This is a genomic window from Streptomyces sp. FH025 (assembly GCF_017427025.1).
In the GTDB taxonomy this organism is placed as follows: domain Bacteria; phylum Actinomycetota; class Actinomycetes; order Streptomycetales; family Streptomycetaceae; genus Kitasatospora.
Genome location: NZ_JAFLNG010000069.1, coordinates 1 through 19,450 on the forward strand (window position 1 = coordinate 1; position 19,450 = coordinate 19,450).

The window sequence follows — 19,450 nt, forward strand, 5'->3', positions numbered from 1 at the left end:
CGGCCGCGCGACGACGAGGCCCGCAGCAACGAACCCGCAGCGACGAAATCCGCAGCAAAGAGGCTCGCACGACGACGCGCCCGCGCGGCCCCGCAGCCCGGTCACTCCGTTCACCCGACTGCACTAGTCCCGGGCCGTTCGAGTGCCGGTTCGCTGCTCCTCCGGAGTGCAGAACCGGCCATCAGGGCTTAAGTCCTTGCATAGGACAATCTGGATGTCACTCGAATGTCCTTTAGACTGTTAAGGACGCATCAAGATCCTTGAGCAGGAATCCGGGCGTCACAGGGCGCGCCGGGAAGTCTGGTCGGCACTTGCACCACCCGTGCATCCGTTGCCGCTCCCAGCTCCCTCAGGAGGTCCCACGTGACCGACCAGCCGCCCGTCCACCGGCCGACGACCCGCCGCCGGCAGCTCCTCGGCCGGCTGTCACTGCCCGAGCGCACCTTCATCACCGACGCCCTGCGCACCGAGACGGTCGGCGGCATGCTGCTGCTGGCCGCCGCCGTGGTCGCGCTGATCTGGGCCAACGTCTGGCCGCACGCGTACGAGAGCATGCTCGACTACACCGTCGGCCCGTCCGCCCCGCTCCACCTCGACCTCAGCCTCGCCACCTGGGCCAAGGACGGCCTGCTGACGATCTTCTTCTTCGTGGCCGGCATCGAGCTCAAGCGCGAGTTCGTCGCGGGCGAGCTGCGCACCCCGAGCGCAGCGCTGCTGCCCGTCATAGCCGCCGTCTGCGGTGTCGCGCTGCCCGCGATCCTGTTCGCGCTGGTCAACTCCGGCAGCGGCGGCCACCCCGGCGGCTGGGCCATCCCGACCGCCACTGACATCGCCTTCGCGCTCGGTGTGCTGGCCGTGGTCGGCAGCCACCTGCCCTCGGCCCTGCGCGCCTTCCTGCTCACCCTGGCCGTGGTCGACGACCTGATCGCGATCCTGATCATCGCGATCTTCTACAGCTCCGGGATCAAGTTCTGGGCGCTCGGCCTGGCCTTCGCCGGCCTGGTGCTGTTCTGGTTCCTGCACCGGCGCGGGGTGAAGGGCTGGTACCTGTTCGTGCCGCTGGCCGTCGTGGTCTGGGCGCTGATGCACGAGAGCGGCATCCACGCCACGGTGGCGGGCGTCGCGATGGGCCTGATGCTGCGCTGCCACCGGGAGGGCGACGAGCAGCACTCCCCCGGCGAGCACATCGAGCACCTGGTCCGCCCGCTCTCGGCCGGCCTCGCCGTCCCGGTGTTCGCACTGTTCTCGGCCGGGGTGGCGATATCCGGCCCGGCGCTGCGCGAGGTGTTCACCCAGGCCGCCCCGCTCGGCATCATGACCGGCCTGCTGGTCGGCAAGACGGTGGGCGTCTTCGGCGGCACCTGGCTGGCCGCCCGGTTCACCCGGGCCGAGCTGAACCCGCAGCTCAAGTGGGCCGACCTGTTCGCCGTCTCGGTGCTGGCCGGAATCGGCTTCACCGTCTCGCTGCTGATCAGCGAGCTGGCCTTCCCGGACGACCTGGCGCTGGCCGACCGTTCCAAGACGGCCGTCCTGGTCGGCTCGCTGCTCTGCGCGACCGTCGCCACCGTGCTGCTCAAGCTGCGCAACCGGCACTACCGCGCGCTGTGCGAGGAGGAGGACCGGGACCTGGACGGCGACGGGGTCCCGGACATCTACCAGGAGGACGACCCGGCCTGGCGGGCGCGGGTCTCCGAACCCACCCGCCGACTGCCCGGCGAGGACTCCGGCACCACCAGCTGAGGCCGCCGGCTCCGGGTCACGCCCCGGAGCCGGAACCGGTCCCCACGGCCCGGCCGCGGCCGGGACACGTCCCCCCGGCAGGGCCCCGGAGTGGTGTCCGACTGACCGGTAGGGGCATGATTCTGAGCTGTCGACAACCCACTGACGCCTCCGGACCCCCCACCGGCCCCGGAACCGCACACCGCGACGGCGTCACGCCGCACAGCCACAGAGGAGAACCGCTGATGCCCACAGGAGCCGCAGACCCGTCCAGCAACGGCCGGGCGCCCTACGAGGGCGAGCGTTCGGTGGGACAGCTGTTCGCGGCGGCCACCGCCGACCTGTCCGCGCTGGTCCACGACGAGATCGCGCTCGCCAAGGCCGAGATCCGCGCGGACGTCAAGCGCGGCGTCTCCGGCGGGGTGTCGATCGCGGTGGCCGCCGTGATCGCGCTGTTCTCCATCCCGATGCTGAGCGCCGCGGCGGCCTTCGGCATCCACGCGCTGGGCCTGTCGCTCGGCTGGTCCTTCCTCGTCGTGGCGGGCGCCTACCTGGTGCTCGCGGTGTTGCTCGGACTGCTGGCCTACCGCTCCTTCAAGAAGATCGAGCCGCCGCACCGCGCCATCGAGGGCGCCCAGAAGACCGCAGACGTGCTGAAGAACGCCCGTCCGCGCCCGGCCACCAAGGAGGAGATCGACCGGGCCCTGGGCCGCATCCCGTAAACACGGGAGGGCGTTCGAACCCGCCGACAGCGAGTGCCGGGCACGTGTCCGGCGCTCGGATGTGACACGCTCTCGGTATGCCGCTTGACCAGACGCCCGTGCCCGCGCAGCCGTCCGCCGATTCCGGCCTCGACTCCGGCCCCGAGCCGGCCCCCGAACAGGACCAGGAGCCGGCCGCCGAAGGGCCCCACGGCGTCGGCGCCGGCGGCACGGGGTCCTGGGACATCCGGCAGTCCGGCCCGTGGACGCACCGCGACCTCGCGGCCAACGGCGCCCGCTTCCACATCGCCGAGCTGGGCACCGGCCCGCTGGTACTGCTGGTGCACGGCTGGCCCGAGTACTGGTGGGCCTGGCGCCACCAGCTGACCGCGCTGGCCGAGGCCGGCTACCGCGCGGTGGCGCTCGACCTGCGGGGCATCGGCGGCAGCGACCGCACCCCGCGCGGCTACGACCCGGGCAACCTCGCCCTGGACATCACCGGAGTGATCCGCTCGCTCGGCGAGCGCCGGGCGCACCTGGTCGGGCACGCCTCGGGCGGCACCCTGGCCTGGGTCGCCGCGGTGATGCGCCCGTCGGTGATCCAGAGCCTCACGGTGGTCTCCGCCGCACACCCCCGGGACCTGCGCCGGGCCCTGCTGACCGACCGCCGGCAGATGGCCGCCTTCGAGCACGTGCTGGGCTTCCAGCGGCCGTGGATACCGGAGCGCCGCCTGGTGGCCGACGACGCCGCACTGGTCGGCCGCTACCTGGACGAGTGGACCGGGCCGCACAAGCTGGACGAGACGGCGGTGCACGCGTACCGGCAGGCGATCCGGATCCCCAGCACCGCGCACTGTTCGATCGAGCCGTACCGCTGGCTGCTGCGCTCGATGGCCCGACCGGACGGCATCCAGTTCGCCCGGCGGATGAAGAAGCCGATCACCGCGCCGACCCTGCACGTCCAGGGCGCCTCGGACCCGGTGCTGCTGTCGCGCACCGCGCTCGGCGGCGGCGAGTACGTGGCCGCACCGTACCGCTGGCGGCTGCTGCCGGAGGTCGGGCACTTCCCGCACGAGGAGGCACCGGAGGAGTTCACGGCCGAGCTGCTGGACTGGGTCGGGCGTCACAAGGAGTGACGGGGCGAGGGCCCAGCGGAGGGGCAACAGGGAAGGGTCCTTGGGCCCAACTCCCTTACTACAGCGCTCATATGACAACCGCATAGGCCAATTTCGACCCGGCCAGGGCGGTTACCTCCACCGGCCCGAGGGCATCCATCCGGTATGACCTGGATGCCCGATCACGGCGACACCCCGCACGGCCGACGCCACAACAGCCCCCAGCGCTCCGCGCACCACCCGGACCGGGCCGAGGACCTCGGCTTCGACGGCATCGGCTTCGACGGCCTCGACGGCTTCGATGGCCTCGACCGCCGTCGGCGCGGGTCGCAGCGGCAGATGGGCATCCCGCGCATCCTCGGCCGACGCGCCCGTTGGGTGGGCGCACGACTGCGGCGCGAGACCTGAGGCCTCGCGCCGCTTCGATCGACCGGTCAGCAACCGGTCGGCCCCACACCCCCACCCGACGAAGCGACACGCGCCGCCCGCCAGCCCGCCAGCCGATCAGTTCACGATCGTCGGCGACAGCGCGGTGAACCAGAGCAGGACGAAGGTCGCCACCGACATGATCGGCACCAGCACCTTGGTCTCGACGTTGTTCCCGCTGCGCTTGATCAGCACGATCTCGTAGCGCTCCTTGTGCGGCCACAGCAGCGGCGCGCCCTTCTTGGTCAGGCAGTCGCCCAGCAGGTGCGCCAGAGTGCCCAGCGCGACCGCGTACGGCAGCCAGCCGGGCGAGTTGGGCATCCAGGTGTTCATCCCGAAGGTGCCGAGCGCGGCCAGACCGATGACGGTGATCCACGCCTCCGGCCCGTTGCTCGGCGGGCAGAGCCGCAGGGCGCGGATCGCGAGTGCCAGCAGGAAGAAGGTCACCGCGAGGGTGAAGTTGCGGCCCAGGTAGGTGACGCCGGCCCAGGTGCCGCCGCCCATCAGCGCGACGAACAGCAGCGAGTGGGTGGCGTGCCGGTGACCTCCGGAGGCCCAGGCCACGAAACGGCAGAGCGCCTTGGAGACCGGGCCGAGGAAGTTGGCGATCGAGCCGTCGTGGTGGTCGAGGTCCGGCAGCAGGGCCGCCCCCGCGCACAGCACCGTGCCCATCAGTATGTCCGCCGGCTGCAGCGTGGTGTGCAGCAGCAGCGGGGGCAGGAAGGGAGCCGACGCCGCGTACAGCATCGCCCCGCTCACCGCGTGCGAATGACCCATCATCGGACTACCACGACCTCCCGTTGAGCCCACTCCGGGACGGCGCCCGGTTGAGCCGAACGGGTGAGCGCGGCCGAGGCTACCAGGGAGGACTGACGGTGCGACGGATATCGGACCGGCAGGACACCCGGCGTCACCCGGCGTCGGAGGCTCAGGACATTCAGCGTCAGGGGCAGCACAGGACACCCCGCGCCGGAAGCTCGGAACGCCAGTCCCCGGAGGCTCAGAGCGCGCACCCCTGGGTGTCCACCCGGGCGCTGGCGCTGCTGCCCGCCGTCGCGTCCTCACGCACCTCGGCCGCCGTCAGCACGTACCCGGTGTCGGCGCTGTCCAGGGACTTGGCGAACACCACCCCGTACACCTGGCCGTCCGGGGTGAGCAGCGGGCCGCCGCTGTTGCCCTGGCGGACCAGCGAGCGCACCGAGTAGACGTCGCGCACCACCTGGCCGCGGTGGTAGATGTCCGGGCCGTTGGCCTGGATCCGGCCGCGGATGCGAGCCGGCTGGACGTTGAAGGCGCCGTTCTCGGGGAAGCCGGCGACGATCGCGCTGTCGTTGGTCTTCGCCTCGCCCGCGAAGGCCAGCGGGGGCGCGTTCAGCTTGGGCACGTCCAGGACGGCGATGTCGCGCTGCCAGTCGTAGCGCACCACCGTCGCGTCGTACAGCTGGCCGACGCCGCCGATCTGCACGGTCGGCTCGTCCACTCCGCCGACCACGTGGGCGTTGGTCATCACCCGGTGCGGCGCGAAGACGAAGCCGCTGCCCTCCAGGGTCTTGCCGCAGGAGGGCGCGGTGCCGACCACCTTGACCAGGCTCTGCCGGGCCTTCGCCACCGCCGGGCTGCCGGCCAGCGCCGGGTCGGGGGTGTCGACCTGGGTGATCGGCTCGTGCTCGAAGGGGTTGAAGACCTGCGGGAACCCGTTGCGGGCGAGCACCTTGGAGAAGTCCGAGAACCAGTTCGGCGCGTCGCCGGGCAGCGCGTTCTGGACGCCGCCGAGGATCGCCGAGGAGCGGACCTGCTTGGAGACCGTCGGCAGGGACGTCCCGGCCAGCGCCGAGCCGATCAGCCAGGCCACCAGCAGCATCGAGACCACGTTGACCGCCGCACCGCCGGTCGCGTCCAGCACCCGGGCCGGGCGCCGGTCGATGTGCCCGCGCAGCTTCCAGCCGAAGTGCGCGGTGATCGCCTGGCCGATCGCGGCGAAGACGATCACCACCACGACGGCCACCACCGAGGCGGTGGTGCCGGGGCTGAGGTGGTCGAGCAGCAGCGGCAGCAGCTGGACGGCCAGCAGGCCGCCGCCGAGGAAGCCGACGAGTGACAGCACACCCACCACGAAGCCCTGCCGGTAGCCCGACACGGCGAATGCCACGGCAGCGGCGATCAGCAGCACATCGAGGACGTTCACCCCGACACCCTCCCACGGTTGGCGACCCGCCCGCGCCGACGGCCCGTCACGAGGCGTCGACGTCGCCGCCCGGCAGCGCGCGGGAGTGTTCGAGGTCGCCCTGGACCAGTGCGAGCGCGTCGTCCGAGAGGTCGACCACCCGGGACGGGTCCCAGGGCAGCTCCAGGCCGCTGTGGTGCAGCACCCGGTCGATCACCCCCGCGGTGAACCCCCACACCAGCCGCCCGGCGACCGCGAAGGCCGGCCCGATGTGCCCGGACGGGTGCCGCAGCCGGACCCGGTTCGCCGGGTCGGCCAGGTCGGCGATCGACACCCGGAACACCGCGCCGGTCTCGCCCAGGTCCACCGGGCGCACCGGGGACTCCACCCGCCACCAGCCCAGCACCGGCGTCACCACGAAGTGGCTCACCGGGATGTACAGCCGGGGCAGCGCCGCGAAGACCTGCACCCCGGACGGGTCCAGGCCGGTCTCCTCCCAGGCCTCGCGCAGCGCCGCCGCGATCGGGCCGTGGCCGTCCGGGTCGCCGTCCTCAGGGTCCAGCGCGCCACCCGGGAAGGACGGCTGACCGGCGTGCGAGCGCAGCGAGCGGGCCCGCTCGATCAGCAGGAGGTCCGGTCCGTCCGGTCCCTCGCCGAACAGCATCAGCACGGCCGCCGCCCGGCCGCCCTCCCGCGGCGGCAGGAAGCGGCTCAGCTGCTCCGGCAGTACCCGCTCGGCCGCCTCCCGGACCGGCTCCAGCCAGCCCGGCAGGCCGTCCCGCTCGATCGCCCCCGCGATCACTTCTCCACCGCCAGGTCCGCGACCCGCCCGTGGTGGGCGGCGGCGTCGGCGCGGGCGGCCGCCTCACCGGGAAAGTCCGACGGCGGCCGCAGCCGCTGTCCGGGCTGACCGCCCATCTCGTACTTGAGCAGCTTGCGGGCCTTCTCCGGGTCGGTCTCGCCCTCCCCGTACGCGGGGCAGAGCGGCGCGATCGGGCAGGCTCCGCAGGCGGGCTTCTGGGAGTGGCAGATCCGGCGGCCGTGGAAGACCACGCGGTGCGAGAGCATCGTCCACTCCGACTTCGGGAAGATCTCGCCGACGGCGTGCTCGACCTTCACCGGATCGTCCTCGGTGGTCCAGCCGAAGCGCCGTGCCAGCCGCCCGAAGTGGGTGTCGACGGTGATGCCCGGCACTCCGAAGGCATTGCCCAACACGACGTTGGCGGTCTTGCGGCCGACGCCGGGCAGGGTCACCAGGTCGTCCAGCCGGCCGGGGACCTCGCCGCCGAACTCGTCGCGCAGCGCGATCGACAGGCCGATCAGCGACTTAGCCTTGTTCCGGAAGAAGCCGGTGGGCCGGATGATCTCCTCCAGCTCCTCCGGGTTCGCCGCCGCCATGTCCTCGGGCGTCGGGTACTTAGCGAACAGCGCCGGGGTGGTCTGGTTCACCCGCAGGTCCGTCGTCTGCGCCGACAACACGGTGGCCACCAGCAGTTGGAACGGGTTCTCGAAGTCCAACTCCGGATGCGCGTACGGATACAGCTCCGCCAGTTCTCGGTTGATCCGCCGCGCCCGCCGCACCATCGCCAGGTGCGACTCCGGCTTCCTCAGCTTCACCGCCGCCGACTTCACCGCCGCCGACTTCACCGCCGCCGACTTCACCGCCGCCGACTTCACCGCCGTCCGCTTCGCGGCCGCCTTCTTGGCCACCGGCTTCGTCACCGACGGCTTGGACGCCGACTCCGACACGGGCTTCGACGTCGCGGTCTTCCGGGCCTTGCTCTCTGCCATGCACGAAGGCTACGCCGAGCGGCGCACCGCTCGGGGCCGATCAAGCACGGAAACCGCCCTGCCGGGGCCGCTGTTGCGTGAACGAGGCGGTGCGGCCGAGGGGTCGGGCAACGTGCCGGGGGCGGTCATCGGAGCGGGCGGCCGATGGTGCCCTCAAGGGTGTTGAGGAGGTCGGCCAGGCCTTCGGCGAGGCGGTCCTGTTGGTCGTGGGTGAGGCCGGAGAGGAGGGCGCGGTCGTAGGCGACGAGTTCCTGGATCAGGCCGTCGACCAGTTCCAGCCCGGCGTCGGTGAGCGAGAGGTGGGCGACCCTGCGGTCCCGGTCGTCGGTGCGGCGGCTGACCAGGCCGCGCTCCTCCAGCAGCCGCAGGCGCTTGGTGACGGCGGCGCCGGAGGCGAAGCTCTCCCGGGCCAGTTGGGTGGGGGTCAGCTCGCTGTCGACCCGGCGCAGGGCGCCGAGGATGTCGAACTCCGCGCGGGTGAGGCCGGCCCGGGTGAGCGGGTCGGGGGTCTGCTGGAGCAGTGCGGCGCAGCGGTTGATCCGGCCGAGGACGGCGATCGGGCCGGTGTCCAGGCCCGGGTAGGCACGCTCCCACTGGCGCAGCACACCTGCGACGACGTCCTCCACGTGCGCTGCTCCCGTTCTGCGGTCCGCCTCCCCCCGATCTTAGGGCGTGCCCCGGACGTCACCGCGCCGCGCCAGCAGGGCCGCCAGTTGGTGGTGGGCGTGCCGTTCGGTGTCGGCGGTGCGCTGGTGCGGGAGGACGGGACGGCGCCATTCGCCGGTGGCGGTGTCGGCGGCCTCGCGCAGTTCCAGCAGGGCGGCGGCCAGGCCGGTCCGGGCGGCCGTGGCCTCGGGGCCGGGGCCGGCGGTCCGGGCCGCGTCGGTGGCGCTCTCGGCTCCGGCCAGGGCGCGGGAGAGCCGAATGGCGGTCCGGCGGTTGGTGACGAGCAGGCAGGCGGCGAGGCCGGTGAGCGCGCCGACGCAGGTGTCCAGCCAGCGGTCGGCGACCAGGGCCCGGGCGGGTTGCAGGCCGGCGAACTCGGTCATCAGCAGTGCCATCGGCGTGACGAAGACGGTGGCGAGCCAGTAGCTGCGGGCGATCGTCGCCTCCGCGCCGAACTGGCACACCAGCCCGAGCACGATCAGCGCCACCGGTCCGGAGTGCGCGAGGGGCAGGGCGGCGGTGAACACCGCCAGACCGAGCAGGTTGCCCAGCACCCGTTGCAGCGCGCGCTGCCAGGAGAGCGTGCTGTTGGCCTGGAACACCGAGGCCGCGGTGACCACGGCCCAGTACGGGCGGCCGACGCCGAGCGCCAGCGAGAGCCATCCGGCGGCGGCGCAGCCGACCGCGACCCGCAGGGCTATCGGCAGCAGCGCGGAGCCGGGCCGCAGTGCGGCGCGCAGCGAGGGCCGGGGGCCGGGGCGGTGGGCACGCAGTTCGGCTTCCTCCGCCTCGGTGAGGTCGAGCAGTGGCAGCGGGCGGCCCCGGCGCAGGTCGCGGGCCCAGGCCGCGTACCGCTCGGCGGTGGCCGGGTCGGTGGGCGCGGCGAGCGCCCCCTCCGCGCGGACCAGCAGCCGCTCGGGTGCGTCGCCGAGGTCCCGCCGCCGGTTCGGGGAGGAGAGCGCGAGGCTGTGCCGGGCCGCGGCGACCGCGCCGACCAGGGCGGTGCGGGCGGCAGCGGCGTCCGGCGCGCCGGGCTCGCTGCGCGGCAGCCGGGCGGCGGCCTCCAGCGCACGGGCGGTGGCGATCCGTTCCGGGCCGTACGGGCGCGGCAGTGCGGGGGCCATGCAGACCAGCCAGGCCAGGGCGGCGCCGAGCACGGTGAGCGCCAGGTGCGCCGGAAGGTCGGCGGGGCGCTGCGGGACGAAGGCGCAGCTGGCGCTGGTGAAGGTGATGATCAGGGCGCCGGGCGGACCGACCCGGGCGGCGTCGCAGAGCAGCTTGTGCAGGGCGGCGAGCGCGGCCGCCACCGCGACCAGTACGACGGCGTCGCGGGTCAGCGCGGAGGCGGTGAGGGCGGCGGCGGTGCTGAGGACGGTGCCCAGGAGCACGCCGGCCAGGGTCCGGGCGCGGGCCCGGTAGGGCAGACCGTGTCCGTAGAGCGCGCCGAGGCCACCTGCCGAGGTGTAGAGGGCGAGGTCCAGTCGGCCGAGGGCGAGCAGGGTGAGGTTGAGGGTGCCGAGGGTCACCACGGCGCTGAGCGCGGGCTTGTGCCAGCCGTCTCCGGGCGGACCGACCCGGAGTGCCTGCCGGAACTTGGTGGTTGTGACCATAGGAAAAGGTTAGCAGGTAATTTATCTGTGAAACATATATTCCACGACACGCCCGTTCGACACCATCGGTCGGACGTTCGATCGAGTGACCGCCACCGGGCGCCCCACCCGGAGACCAACCGGTACGAATGGCCCCGCACGGCACACCCGCACACACCCCCTCCTCATATGATCGGAGCGACATGCGCCATGCTTGGTGATGCAGAACACTGAACGGAACTTGCGCCGGACGGCCCACCCGCCGCACGGCCGAGAAGGAGGAAGCACGTGGACGACGTTCTGCGGCGCGCCGCACTCTTCGCGGCACTCGACGACGAACAGGCCGGCGAGCTGCGCGCTTCCATGACCGAGGTCACCCTCGCCCGTGGTGAGTCGCTGTTCCACGAGGGCGACCCGGGCGACCGGCTGTACGTCGTCGCCGAGGGCAAGGTGAAGCTGCACCGCGCCTCGCCGGACGGCCGCGAGAACATGCTGGCCGTGCTCGGCCCCAGCGAGATGATCGGCGAACTGTCGCTGTTCGACCCGGGCCCGCGCACCGCCACCGCCAGCGCGCTCACCGAGGTCAAGCTGCTGGGCCTCGGCCACGGCGACCTGCAGCCCTGGCTGCACGCCCGCCCCGAGGTCTCCATCGCGCTGCTGCGGGCCATCGCCCGCCGCCTGCGCCGGACCAACGACGTGATGTCCGACCTGGTCTTCTCCGACGTGCCCGGTCGCGTCGCCAAGGCCCTGCTGGACCTCTCCCGCCGGTTCGGCGTGCAGTCCGAGGAGGGCATCCACGTCGCCCACGACCTCACCCAGGAGGAGCTGGCCCAGCTGGTCGGCGCCTCCCGCGAGACGGTCAACAAGGCGCTCGCCGACTTCGCCGGCCGCGGCTGGCTGAAGCTGGAGGCGCGCGCGGTGGTCCTCCTGGACGTCGAGCGGCTGTCCCGCCGCTCGCGCTGACACCCGAGCACCGCGAAGGGCCCGTCCGGAAACGGACGGGCCCTTCGGTGTTCGCGGCTCGGCGCAGGCGTTCGCGACTCAGCGCAGGCCTTCGCCGGTTCAGCGCAGGCCTGCGCCGGTTCAGCCCGGTCCTTCGCCGGCTCAGCCCAGGTCCGGGATGAGCCCGTGCTCCTCCAGGTACTCCAACTGCGCCCGCACCGAGAGTTCGGCCGCCGGCCAGAGCGCCCGGTCCACGTCGGCGTAGACCCGGGCCACCACGTCCGCGGCCGTCCGGCAGCCCGCCTCGACCGCGGTCTCCACCTGGGCGAGCCGGGTGGCCCGGTGGGCCAGGTAGTAGTCGACGGCGCCGAGCGCGTCCGCGAGCACCGGCCCGTGGCCGGGCAGCACCGTCCGCACGCCGTGCTCGGAGGCCATGGTGTGCAGGTGGCGCAGCGAGTCCAGGTAGTCGCCGAGCCGGCCGTCGGGGTGGGCGACCATCGTGGTGCCGCGGCCGAGCACGGTGTCCCCGGTGAGGACCGCGCCGTCGGCGGGCAGGTGGAAGGTCAGCGAGTCCGAGGTGTGGCCGGGGGTGGCCACGACCCGCAGGTCGAGGCCACCGACGTCCAGGCGCTGGCCGCCGACCAGGCCCTCGGAGCCCAGCCGGTGCGCCGGGTCCAGCGCCCGTACCTCGGTGCCGGTCAGTTCGGCGAAGCGGGCCGCGCCCTCGGAGTGGTCGGCGTGGCCGTGGGTCAGCAGGGTGAGCGCGATCCGCTTGCCCCGCTCCTCGGCGAGCTCGACCACCCGGCGCAGGTGGCCCTCGTGCAGCGGTCCCGGGTCGATCACCACCGCGAGGTCCGAACCGGGCTCGGAGAGCAGCCAGGTGTTGGTGCCGTCCAACGTCATCGGCGACGGGTTCGGCGCCAGCACGCACAGCGCCCGAGGGGTCGCCTCGCCGCCGATCGCGGCGGCGGGGTCACCCGGCAGGAGTCCGCTCACCGGCCGCCCTCGCCGTCACGGTGCAGGACCCGCAGCGGCAGGGCCCGGACGAGGGCGCGCTGGGCGACCTCGACGAACGGGACCGGGCCGGAGCAGGCCGGGGAACGGGGGGTCAGTCGGCGGGCGGGCAGCTCGGGTGCCTTCCGGCGAGCCACATCGTCGTGGTTCATCGGCGTCGGTCCTTTCTGGTCGACGGAGCGGTCGGCGGATCGGTCGGTGGAACGGTCGGTGGATCGGTCGGTGGAACAGGCGGTGAAGCGGATGGTCGTGTCGGTACGGCGGTTTCCGTACGGTCGGACGATCATCGGACGATCAGGAGCCCTCGGGAAACTCCCCGTCGATGGTCAGTTCGTCGTACCCGGGCCAGCGGACCGTCATGCGGTCGCCCCGGACCTCGGCCCGGCCCAGCACCGGCGCCAGCACGCGGTCGTCCGCCACGGCCACCGCCTCGGCGGCCGTCCGCACCGACGACAGTTCGCGCAGCACCGTCACGGTCGGCGGCAGCATGCCGAACCGGCCCTCCCGGTAGCCCTCCACCGCCTCGGCGGGCGTCAGCCAGGCGACCCGGTCGGCCTCGCCGACCTCCAGGGCCGCGCGCTGGCCGGACGGCAGGGCGGCGACGAAGAACCAGGTGTCGTAGCGCCGTTCCTCGAACTCCGGGGTGATCCAGCGGGCCCAGCCGCCCAGCAGGTCGCTGCGCAGCACCAGGCCGTGGTCGCGGAGGAACTCGGCGAAGGACAGCTCGTGCGCCTCCAGCGCGGCCCGCTCGGCGGACCAGTCACGCGGCGCGGCGACGCTCCCGGCGTCCGGTCCGGCCAGCAGCACGCCGGCCTCCTCGAAGGTCTCGCGCACGGCCGCGCAGACCACCGCCCGCGCCGTCCGGGCGTCCACCCCGAGCCGCCGGGCCCATTCCCCGGGCGCCGGCCCGGCCCAGCCCGGTTCGACCTCGGCGTCCCGCGGGTCCACCCCGCCGCCCGGGTAGGCGTACATCCCGGCCGCGAAGGCCATCGAGGTGCGGCGGCGCAGCAGGTAGGCCTCCGGCCCGGCGGCGGCGTCGCGCAGCAGCACCACGGTCGCGGCGGGCCTGGGCACCGGCGGGGTCAGCTCGCCGGAGTCGACCGCCCGGATCCGGGCGGGCCATCCTGGCGGCATCGGGAGCGTCGTTGCTCGATGGTCCATGCCCGGATGCTAAGCGCACGGAGGCGGGGTTGGACAGGCCCGTCCCCGCCTCCGCGATCACGTTCAGGCGCTCTTGACGCGCACCTGGAGCTCGACCTCGACCGGGGCGTCCAGCGGCAGCACCGCGACGCCGACCGCGCTGCGGGCGTGCACCCCGGCCTCGCCCAGCACCGCGCCGAGCAGCTCGCTGGCGCCGTTGATCACGGCGGGCTGCCCGGTGAAGTCGGGGGCGGAGGCGACGAAGCCGACGACCTTCACGACCCGCTCGATCAGGTCGAGGTCGCCGATCACCGACTTGATCGCGGCCAGCGCGTTCAGCGCGCAGACCTGCGCGAGCTCCTTGGCCTCCTCCGGGGACACCTCGGCGCCGACCTTGCCGGTGCTCGGGAGCTTGCCCTCGACGACCGGCAGCTGGCCGGAGGTGAACACGAACTCACCGGAGCGCAGGGCCGGCACGTACGCGGCGACCGGAACGGCCACCGGCGGCAGGGTCAGACCCAGCTCGGCCAGCTTCGACTCGACCTTGCTCATGCGCTCTTCTCCCGCTTGAAGTAGGCCACCAGCTGCTCCGGGTTGGGGCCGGGCACGACCTGGACGAGCTCCCAGCCGTCCTCGCCGAAGTTGTCCAGGATCTGCTTGGTGGCGTGCACCAGCAGGGGCGCCGTCATGTATTCCCACTTGGTCATGGCCAGACTCTAGACGAGCCGTCGCGGCGATCGCCGCCGCACCGTGGACGGCGTGTGAGGTGGGGCACAAAGGGGGCATGATTCAGTCCTGGCACCCCGGGTGCTCCGGGCATCGGGCGCGCTCCCTGGTTACCCTCGCGAGAGGGGCGCCCTCGGTTGAGGGGGCGCCCGTAGGACGGAGACGGACGGAGACGGAGCGTGGCACGCACCCCCGGCCAGGCGGCCCGGCGCGACCCCGACTGGGAGGGCGTCCGGCTGCACGTGGTCAGCGGCAAGGGCGGCACCGGGAAGACCACGCTGGCCGCCGCGCTGGCCCTGGCGCTGGCCGCCGACGGCGGACGGGTGCTGCTGATCGAGGTCGAGGGGCGGCAGGGCATCGCCGAGCTGTTCGGCATCGCCGCACTCCCGTACGAGGAGCGCCGGATCGCCTCGGTCTCCCGCACCCAGCTGGGGCTGCCCGCCGGGGAGGGCGGGGCCGGCGAGGTCCTCGCGCTGGCGATCGACACCGAGCAGGCCCTGCTCGAGTACCTGGAGATGTTCTACAAGCTCGGCCGGGCCGGCAAGGCGCTGCAGAAGGTCGGCTTCGTCGACTTCGCCACCACCATCGCCCCCGGCGTCCGGGACGTCCTGCTCACCGGCAAGGCCTGCGAGGCGGCCCGGCGCAAGGGCCCGGACGGGCGGCGCCGCTACGACGCGGTGGTGATGGACGCGCCGCCGACCGGCCGGATCACCCGGTTCCTGAACGTCAACTCCGAGGTCGCCGGGCTGGCCCGGATCGGCCCGATACACACCCAGGCGCAGGCCGTGATGCGGGTGCTGCGGTCGCCGGAGACGGCCGTGCACCTGGTCACCCTGCTGGAGGAGATGCCGGTGCAGGAGACGGTCGACGGCATCGCGGAGCTGCGCGAGGCGAAGCTCCCGGTGGGCGGGGTGATGGTCAACATGGTCCGGCCGCCGGTGCTGGACGCGGCCGCCGTGGCCGCGGTGGACGGGGACCACCGCGAGGAGGTGGCACTGGCCCTCGGCGAGGCCGGGCTGGGGGGCCGCTCGCGCAGGGCGGAGACGGTCCGGGCGGCGGTGGAGCCGCTGCTCGACCCGCTGCTGGAGCAGGCCAGGGAGCACGCCGAGCGGGTCGAGCTGGAGCGCGAGCAGCGCGCCGACCTTCAGCAGCTGCGGCTCCCGACGTACGAACTGCCGCTGCTGGGCGAGGGCGTGGACCTCGGCGGGCTGTACCGGCTGGCGGGCGAACTGAAGCGGCAGGGGGCGGCGTGAGCTCTTCGACGAACGGCGTGCGGGGCACCGGCAGCCGGCTCGCGGTCGACGCGCTGATCGACGACCCGAAGACCAGGATCATCGTCTGCTGCGGCTCGGGCGGCGTCGGCAAGACCACCACCGCGGCGGCGATCGGCCTGCGGGCCGCCGAGCGCGGCCGCAAGGTCGTGGTGCTGACCATCGATCCGGCCCGGCGGCTGGCCCAGTCGATGGGTCTGACCGAGCTCGACAACACCCCCCGGGTGGTCAAGGGCGTCACCCCCATGGAGGGGGCGCCGCTCGGAGGCTCGGACGGGGGCGGCACCGGGCGAGGGGCCGGAGGAGAGCTCCAGGCCATGATGCTCGACATGAAGCGGACCTTCGACGAGGTCGTGCTGGCCCACGCCGAGCCCGAACGGGCCAGGGCGATCATGGAGAACCCGTTCTACCAGTCCCTGTCGGCCGGCTTCGCGGGCACGCAGGAGTACATGGCGATGGAGAAGCTCGGGCAGCTGCGCGCCGCCGAGGAGTGGGACCTGATCGTCGTGGACACCCCGCCGTCCCGCTCGGCGCTGGACTTCCTGGACGCCCCGAACCGGCTCGGGTCCTTCCTGGACGGCCGGGTGATCCGGATCCTGACCGCCCCGGCCAAGGTCGGCGGGCGCAGCGCGATGAGGTTCCTCAACGCCGGGATGGGCCTGCTCACCGGCACCCTGGGCAAGATCTTCGGCGCCCAGCTGCTCACCGACGTGCAGACCTTCGTCAGTGCGATGGACTCGATGTTCGGCGGCTTCCGCGAGCGCGCCGACCGCACCTACCAGCTGCTCAAGGCGCCGGGCACGGCGTTCCTGGTGGTGGCCGCGCCGGAGCGGGACGCGCTGCGCGAGGCTGCGTACTTCGTGGACCGGCTCGCCGCGGACCGGATGCCGCTGGCCGGGCTGGTGCTCAACCGGGTGCACAGCACGGGAGCGCCGCAGCTGACCGCGGAACGGGCGCTGGCGGCCGCCGAGGCCCTGGAGGAGAACGGCTCGGAGCACTCCTCGCCCGAGGCGGAGCTGCTCGCGGCGGGACTGCTGCGGCTGCACGCCGAGCGGATGCAGATCATGGGGCGCGAGCGGCGCACCCGCGACCGCTTCGTCTCGGTGTACCCGGACGTGCCGATCGTGGAGGTCGCCGCGCTGCCGGGCGACGTGCACGACCTGGACGGGCTGCGGGCCATCGGGGACAGGCTCAACGGAGCGGCGTAGTCCCCGCAGGGCACGGCCGACACGACCGGTACGACTGGTACGACCGGTCGGGCGGGGCCCGTGGTGCCGCCGCTCAGCCCGCCTGGGCGTAGTCCGTCAGTATCACGCCGGTCGCGAGGGACTCCTCGTACTCGGTGCGGGCCGTCTCCAGCAGCTTCCGCCACGAGATGACCGTCGGGCGGCGGCGCAGCAGCGCCCGGCGCTCGCGCTCCGTCATCCCGCCCCACACCCCGAACTCCACCCGGTTGTCCAGGGCGTCCGCGAGGCACTCCGTTCGAACGGGGCAGCCGCTGCACACCGCCTTCGCCCGGTTCTGTGCCGCCCCCTGGACGAACAGTTCGTCCGGATCACTCGTGCGGCAGGCGGCCTGCGCACTCCAGTCGTCAACCCAGCCCATGCCGGCGCCGTCCTCTCCCGTATTCGAGGCTCCCCCACGGCGGCAACGGCATATTCACCGTTGCCAGTTGAGGACGTTACGGAAGAACGACAGCTTGCAACAGCCCCTTCGGGCTCAATCTCGAATGACCCAATCGGACTATGGGTATCGGTCAGCTCACTCGTTGGAGTGATCGCAGGTCGCGACCCTTGCCAAGCTCAAGGCCCACACTCTCGCCACAGGCGCCATCACTGAGCGCAACCGTTCACACGAGCACAACAGGCCGCAGCGGCCTCAAAAACCGCACGAGAGCGGTCAATTCGGACAAGTCTCCCCACTCACAAGAGTGAATGGTGTTGACGCACCGAAGCTGTCGCAAGCTTGTGACAAGCCTAGGCGAACACCTGCCCCTATGTGCGGGATTCCGGGACGTAGGGTTCTCCCCATGGCACCGAAGCGCCCCCAGGCATCCCCGCCCCCAGGCAACACCGGAGCTCCGCGCCGCAAGAGCAGCGGATCACCGATGGACCACGCCGGCAACGGCGTGAAGTTCCTGGGCGTCAGCGTGCTCTCCGGAGTCCTGCTGGCAGGCCTCGCCCTGCCCGCCGTCGGCGCCATCGGGCTGACCGCCAAGGACACGGCGGAGAGCTTCCAGAACATCCCCGACGACTTCAAGACCCCGCCGCTCACCCAGGCCACCCAGATCTTCGACGCCAAGGGCGGCCTGATCGCCAAGGTCTACGAGCGCGACCGCACCGTCCTCACCGCCGACCAGATGTCGCCGTTCATGCGGCACGCCCAGGTCGACATCGAGGACGCCCGCTTCTACGACCACGGCGCCGTCGACCTCAAGGGCATCCTCCGCGCGGTCGGCAAGAACGCGGAGAGCGGCACCGCCTCCCAGGGCGCCTCCACGCTGACCCAGCAGTACGTGAAGAACGTCAACGTGGAGAAGGCCGGTGACGACCAGGCGGCCGTCCTGGAGGCCCAGCGCAAGACCCTCGGCCGCAAGATCCAGGAACTGAAGGTCGCGATCAAGCTGGAGGAGGACCTGACCAAGGATCAGATCCTCACCAACTACCTCAACATCACCTTCTACGGCCACCAGGCCTACGGGGTCGAGTCCGCGTCCCAGCGCTACTTCAGCAAGAGCAACAAGGACCTGACCATCGCCGAGGCCGCCACCCTCGCCGGCCTGGTCCAGAACCCGTCGCAGTACGACCCGGTGCGCTACCCCGACAACACGGTCAAGCGCCGCAACGTCGTCATCGACAAGATGCTGGAGAACAAGCACATCACCGCCGACCAGGCGAAGGAGGCGAAGGCCGCCCCGCTGGGTCTGAAGTACAAGGACCCGCAGAACGGCTGCATCACCGCCCAGGCCGGCATGGGCTTCTTCTGCGACTACGTGCGCCACGTGGTCAAGCAGGACCCGGCCTTCGGCAAGAGCGCCGACGAGCGGAAGAAGCTCTGGGACACCGGCGGTCTGAACATCTACACCACGCTGGACCCGGACAAGCAGGCCGCCGCCCAGAACGCCGTCACCAAGAAGGTCAACGTGACCGACCAGGTGTCGGCCGCGGCGACCATGATGGAGCCCGGCACCGGCAAGATCCTGGCGATGGCCCAGACCCGCCCGTACGGCCTGGACCCGAACAAGAACCAGACCGTCGTCAACCTCAACGTCGACGCGGCGATGGGCGGCGGCAACGGCTTCCAGACCGGTTCGACCTTCAAGCCGATCCTGGCCGCGGCGGCGCTGGAGTCGGGCATGTCGAACACCCAGGCGTTCCCGTCCGAGAACAAGATCGACTACCCGCAGATGTCCACCTGCTCGGGCACCTGGAAGAACACCGACAAGCCCAAGGCCACGGTGAAGAACGAGTCGGCCAGCGAGGTCGGCCCGTACGAGCTCAAGCAGGCCATGGCGCTGTCCGTCAACACCTACTTCGTGCAGATGGAGCAGCAGGTCGGCCTCTGCGCGATGAAGCAGATGGCGAACAAGCTGGGCATCACCCAGTCGTCCAAGGGCGACGCCTTCCAGGAGGTGCCGTCGATGGTCCTGGGCACCCTGGAGCTCTCCCCGCTGACCATGGCGAACGTCTACGCGACCTTCGCCGCGCGCGGCAAGTACTGCACCCCGATCGCGATCAACAAGATCACCACGGTGGACGGCAAGGACATCAAGGTCCCGCAGTCCCAGTGCAGCCAGGCCTTCTCCGAGCAGACCGCGGACTCGCTCAACACCGTCCTGCTCAACGTGACCGAGAAGGGCACCGCGGCCGCCCTCGGCCTGGACGACGGCCGCAAGATCGCCGGCAAGACCGGTACCACCGACGAGAAGAAGGCCGCCTGGTTCGACGGCTACACCCCGTCGCTGGCCACCGCGGTCTGGCTCGGCGGCCCGGCCGGCGGCGTCAAGATGAAGAACATCAACATCGGCGGCAAGCACTTCGACGAGGTCTTCGGCGCCGACGGCCCCGGTCCGATCTGGCAGATGGCGATGAACCAGGCCCTCAAGGGTTCGCCGCTGGAGCCGATCCAGACCACCAGCATCCCGGACCCGCAGCCGGCCGCTCCCGCCACTCCCCCGGCGGGCGCC

General features: G+C 72.3%; 20 protein-coding genes. 8 read left to right on the forward strand and 12 right to left on the reverse strand.

Annotated features, from left to right (window positions below; genetic code table 11):
- The first annotated feature begins 363 nt into the window (after positions 1 to 363).
- From nhaA to J0670_RS07870, 4 genes are all read left to right on the forward strand, one after another.
- Positions 364 to 1,740 carry a Na+/H+ antiporter NhaA gene (gene nhaA / locus J0670_RS07855; protein WP_207810670.1) on the forward strand — a complete coding sequence of 459 codons (1,377 nt, stop codon included), beginning with the start codon at positions 364 to 366 and terminating at the stop codon, positions 1,738 to 1,740.
- Positions 1,741 to 1,964: 224 nt separating this feature from the next.
- On the forward strand, positions 1,965 to 2,441 hold the full coding sequence (locus J0670_RS07860; protein WP_207810671.1) for a phage holin family protein: 477 nt from the start codon (positions 1,965 to 1,967) through the stop codon (positions 2,439 to 2,441).
- A 77-nt stretch (positions 2,442 to 2,518) separates the two neighbouring features.
- Positions 2,519 to 3,556, forward strand: a complete 1,038-nt coding sequence (locus J0670_RS07865) for an alpha/beta fold hydrolase (RefSeq protein ID WP_207810672.1) — start codon at positions 2,519 to 2,521, stop codon at positions 3,554 to 3,556.
- A gap of 144 nt (positions 3,557 to 3,700) precedes the next feature.
- The gene (locus tag J0670_RS07870; RefSeq protein WP_207810673.1) at positions 3,701 to 3,943 is read left to right on the forward strand and encodes a hypothetical protein; all 243 of its coding nucleotides are present in this window, start codon (positions 3,701 to 3,703) and stop codon (positions 3,941 to 3,943) included.
- A gap of 96 nt (positions 3,944 to 4,039) precedes the next feature.
- On the opposite strand, the gene J0670_RS07875 is transcribed toward J0670_RS07870, so the two are convergent.
- From J0670_RS07875 to J0670_RS07900, 6 genes are all read right to left on the reverse strand, one after another.
- Positions 4,040 to 4,741, reverse strand: a complete 702-nt coding sequence (locus tag J0670_RS07875) for a metal-dependent hydrolase (protein ID WP_196951992.1) — start codon at positions 4,739 to 4,741, stop codon at positions 4,040 to 4,042.
- Positions 4,742 to 4,961: 220 nt separating this feature from the next.
- A complete protein-coding gene (locus tag J0670_RS07880; protein WP_207810674.1) occupies positions 4,962 to 6,146 on the reverse strand; it encodes a MarP family serine protease in 1,185 nt (394 codons plus the stop codon).
- Positions 6,147 to 6,192: 46 nt separating this feature from the next.
- Entirely contained in the window at positions 6,193 to 6,927 is a 735-nt protein-coding gene (locus J0670_RS07885; protein ID WP_207810675.1) for a CoA pyrophosphatase, read from the reverse strand.
- A complete protein-coding gene (nth, locus tag J0670_RS07890; protein WP_207810676.1) occupies positions 6,924 to 7,916 on the reverse strand; it encodes an endonuclease III in 993 nt (330 codons plus the stop codon). Before nth ends, J0670_RS07885 begins: the two co-directional genes overlap by 4 nt.
- A gap of 125 nt (positions 7,917 to 8,041) precedes the next feature.
- On the reverse strand, positions 8,042 to 8,542 hold the full coding sequence (locus tag J0670_RS07895) for a MarR family winged helix-turn-helix transcriptional regulator (RefSeq protein ID WP_207810677.1): 501 nt from the start codon (positions 8,540 to 8,542) through the stop codon (positions 8,042 to 8,044).
- Between the two features lie 39 nt (positions 8,543 to 8,581).
- Positions 8,582 to 10,192 carry an FUSC family protein gene (locus J0670_RS07900; protein ID WP_207810678.1) on the reverse strand — a complete coding sequence of 537 codons (1,611 nt, stop codon included), beginning with the start codon at positions 10,190 to 10,192 and terminating at the stop codon, positions 8,582 to 8,584.
- A gap of 267 nt (positions 10,193 to 10,459) precedes the next feature.
- Here J0670_RS07900 and J0670_RS07905 point away from each other — a divergent pair, with 267 nt between their 5' ends.
- The gene (locus J0670_RS07905) at positions 10,460 to 11,134 is read left to right on the forward strand and encodes a Crp/Fnr family transcriptional regulator (RefSeq protein ID WP_030288117.1); all 675 of its coding nucleotides are present in this window, start codon (positions 10,460 to 10,462) and stop codon (positions 11,132 to 11,134) included.
- 141 nt (positions 11,135 to 11,275) lie between these two features.
- On the opposite strand, the gene J0670_RS07910 is transcribed toward J0670_RS07905, so the two are convergent.
- From J0670_RS07910 to J0670_RS07930, 5 genes are all read right to left on the reverse strand, one after another.
- On the reverse strand, positions 11,276 to 12,109 hold the full coding sequence (locus tag J0670_RS07910) for an MBL fold metallo-hydrolase (RefSeq protein ID WP_207810679.1): 834 nt from the start codon (positions 12,107 to 12,109) through the stop codon (positions 11,276 to 11,278).
- Positions 12,106 to 12,279, reverse strand: a complete 174-nt coding sequence (locus J0670_RS07915; RefSeq protein ID WP_207810680.1) for a hypothetical protein — start codon at positions 12,277 to 12,279, stop codon at positions 12,106 to 12,108. Before J0670_RS07915 ends, J0670_RS07910 begins: the two co-directional genes overlap by 4 nt.
- 142 nt (positions 12,280 to 12,421) lie before the next feature.
- Entirely contained in the window at positions 12,422 to 13,288 is an 867-nt protein-coding gene (locus J0670_RS07920) for an NUDIX hydrolase (protein ID WP_207810681.1), read from the reverse strand.
- A 63-nt stretch (positions 13,289 to 13,351) separates the two neighbouring features.
- A complete protein-coding gene (locus tag J0670_RS07925; protein WP_207810682.1) occupies positions 13,352 to 13,819 on the reverse strand; it encodes a RidA family protein in 468 nt (155 codons plus the stop codon).
- Positions 13,816 to 13,974 carry a DUF4177 domain-containing protein gene (locus J0670_RS07930; protein ID WP_158835332.1) on the reverse strand — a complete coding sequence of 53 codons (159 nt, stop codon included), beginning with the start codon at positions 13,972 to 13,974 and terminating at the stop codon, positions 13,816 to 13,818. The genes J0670_RS07925 and J0670_RS07930 overlap by 4 nt, the downstream gene beginning before the upstream one ends.
- A gap of 198 nt (positions 13,975 to 14,172) precedes the next feature.
- Between J0670_RS07930 and J0670_RS07935 the strand changes: the two genes are divergently transcribed.
- Both J0670_RS07935 and J0670_RS07940 read left to right on the forward strand, forming a co-directional pair.
- On the forward strand, positions 14,173 to 15,246 hold the full coding sequence (locus J0670_RS07935) for an ArsA-related P-loop ATPase (RefSeq protein WP_207810683.1): 1,074 nt from the start codon (positions 14,173 to 14,175) through the stop codon (positions 15,244 to 15,246).
- On the forward strand, positions 15,243 to 16,472 hold the full coding sequence (locus tag J0670_RS07940; RefSeq protein WP_307806432.1) for an ArsA family ATPase: 1,230 nt from the start codon (positions 15,243 to 15,245) through the stop codon (positions 16,470 to 16,472). Before J0670_RS07935 ends, J0670_RS07940 begins: the two co-directional genes overlap by 4 nt.
- 73 nt (positions 16,473 to 16,545) lie before the next feature.
- Here the strand turns inward: J0670_RS07940 and J0670_RS07945 are convergent, their stop codons facing one another.
- Positions 16,546 to 16,869, reverse strand: a complete 324-nt coding sequence (locus tag J0670_RS07945) for a WhiB family transcriptional regulator (protein WP_195911063.1) — start codon at positions 16,867 to 16,869, stop codon at positions 16,546 to 16,548.
- A gap of 502 nt (positions 16,870 to 17,371) precedes the next feature.
- On the opposite strand from J0670_RS07945, the gene J0670_RS07950 reads away from it, so the two are divergent.
- The coding region (locus J0670_RS07950) for a transglycosylase domain-containing protein (RefSeq protein ID WP_243436691.1) at positions 17,372 to 19,450 on the forward strand (2,079 nt) is incomplete at its 3' end.

Coding starts and splice junctions, on each gene's coding strand:
- J0670_RS07915 (WP_207810680.1), bottom strand. CDS start 12,279: ATGAACCACGACGATGTGGCTCGCCGGAAGGCACCCGAGCTGCCCGCC.
- J0670_RS07875 (WP_196951992.1), bottom strand. CDS start 4,741: ATGATGGGTCATTCGCACGCGGTGAGCGGGGCGATGCTGTACGCGGCG.
- J0670_RS07920 (WP_207810681.1), bottom strand. CDS start 13,288: ATGGACCATCGAGCAACGACGCTCCCGATGCCGCCAGGATGGCCCGCC.
- J0670_RS07925 (WP_207810682.1), bottom strand. CDS start 13,819: ATGAGCAAGGTCGAGTCGAAGCTGGCCGAGCTGGGTCTGACCCTGCCG.
- nth (WP_207810676.1), bottom strand. CDS start 7,916: ATGGCAGAGAGCAAGGCCCGGAAGACCGCGACGTCGAAGCCCGTGTCG.
- J0670_RS07870 (WP_207810673.1), top strand. CDS start 3,701: ATGACCTGGATGCCCGATCACGGCGACACCCCGCACGGCCGACGCCAC.
- J0670_RS07860 (WP_207810671.1), top strand. CDS start 1,965: ATGCCCACAGGAGCCGCAGACCCGTCCAGCAACGGCCGGGCGCCCTAC.
- J0670_RS07900 (WP_207810678.1), bottom strand. CDS start 10,192: ATGGTCACAACCACCAAGTTCCGGCAGGCACTCCGGGTCGGTCCGCCC.
- J0670_RS07865 (WP_207810672.1), top strand. CDS start 2,519: ATGCCGCTTGACCAGACGCCCGTGCCCGCGCAGCCGTCCGCCGATTCC.
- J0670_RS07930 (WP_158835332.1), bottom strand. CDS start 13,974: ATGACCAAGTGGGAATACATGACGGCGCCCCTGCTGGTGCACGCCACC.
- J0670_RS07945 (WP_195911063.1), bottom strand. CDS start 16,869: ATGGGCTGGGTTGACGACTGGAGTGCGCAGGCCGCCTGCCGCACGAGT.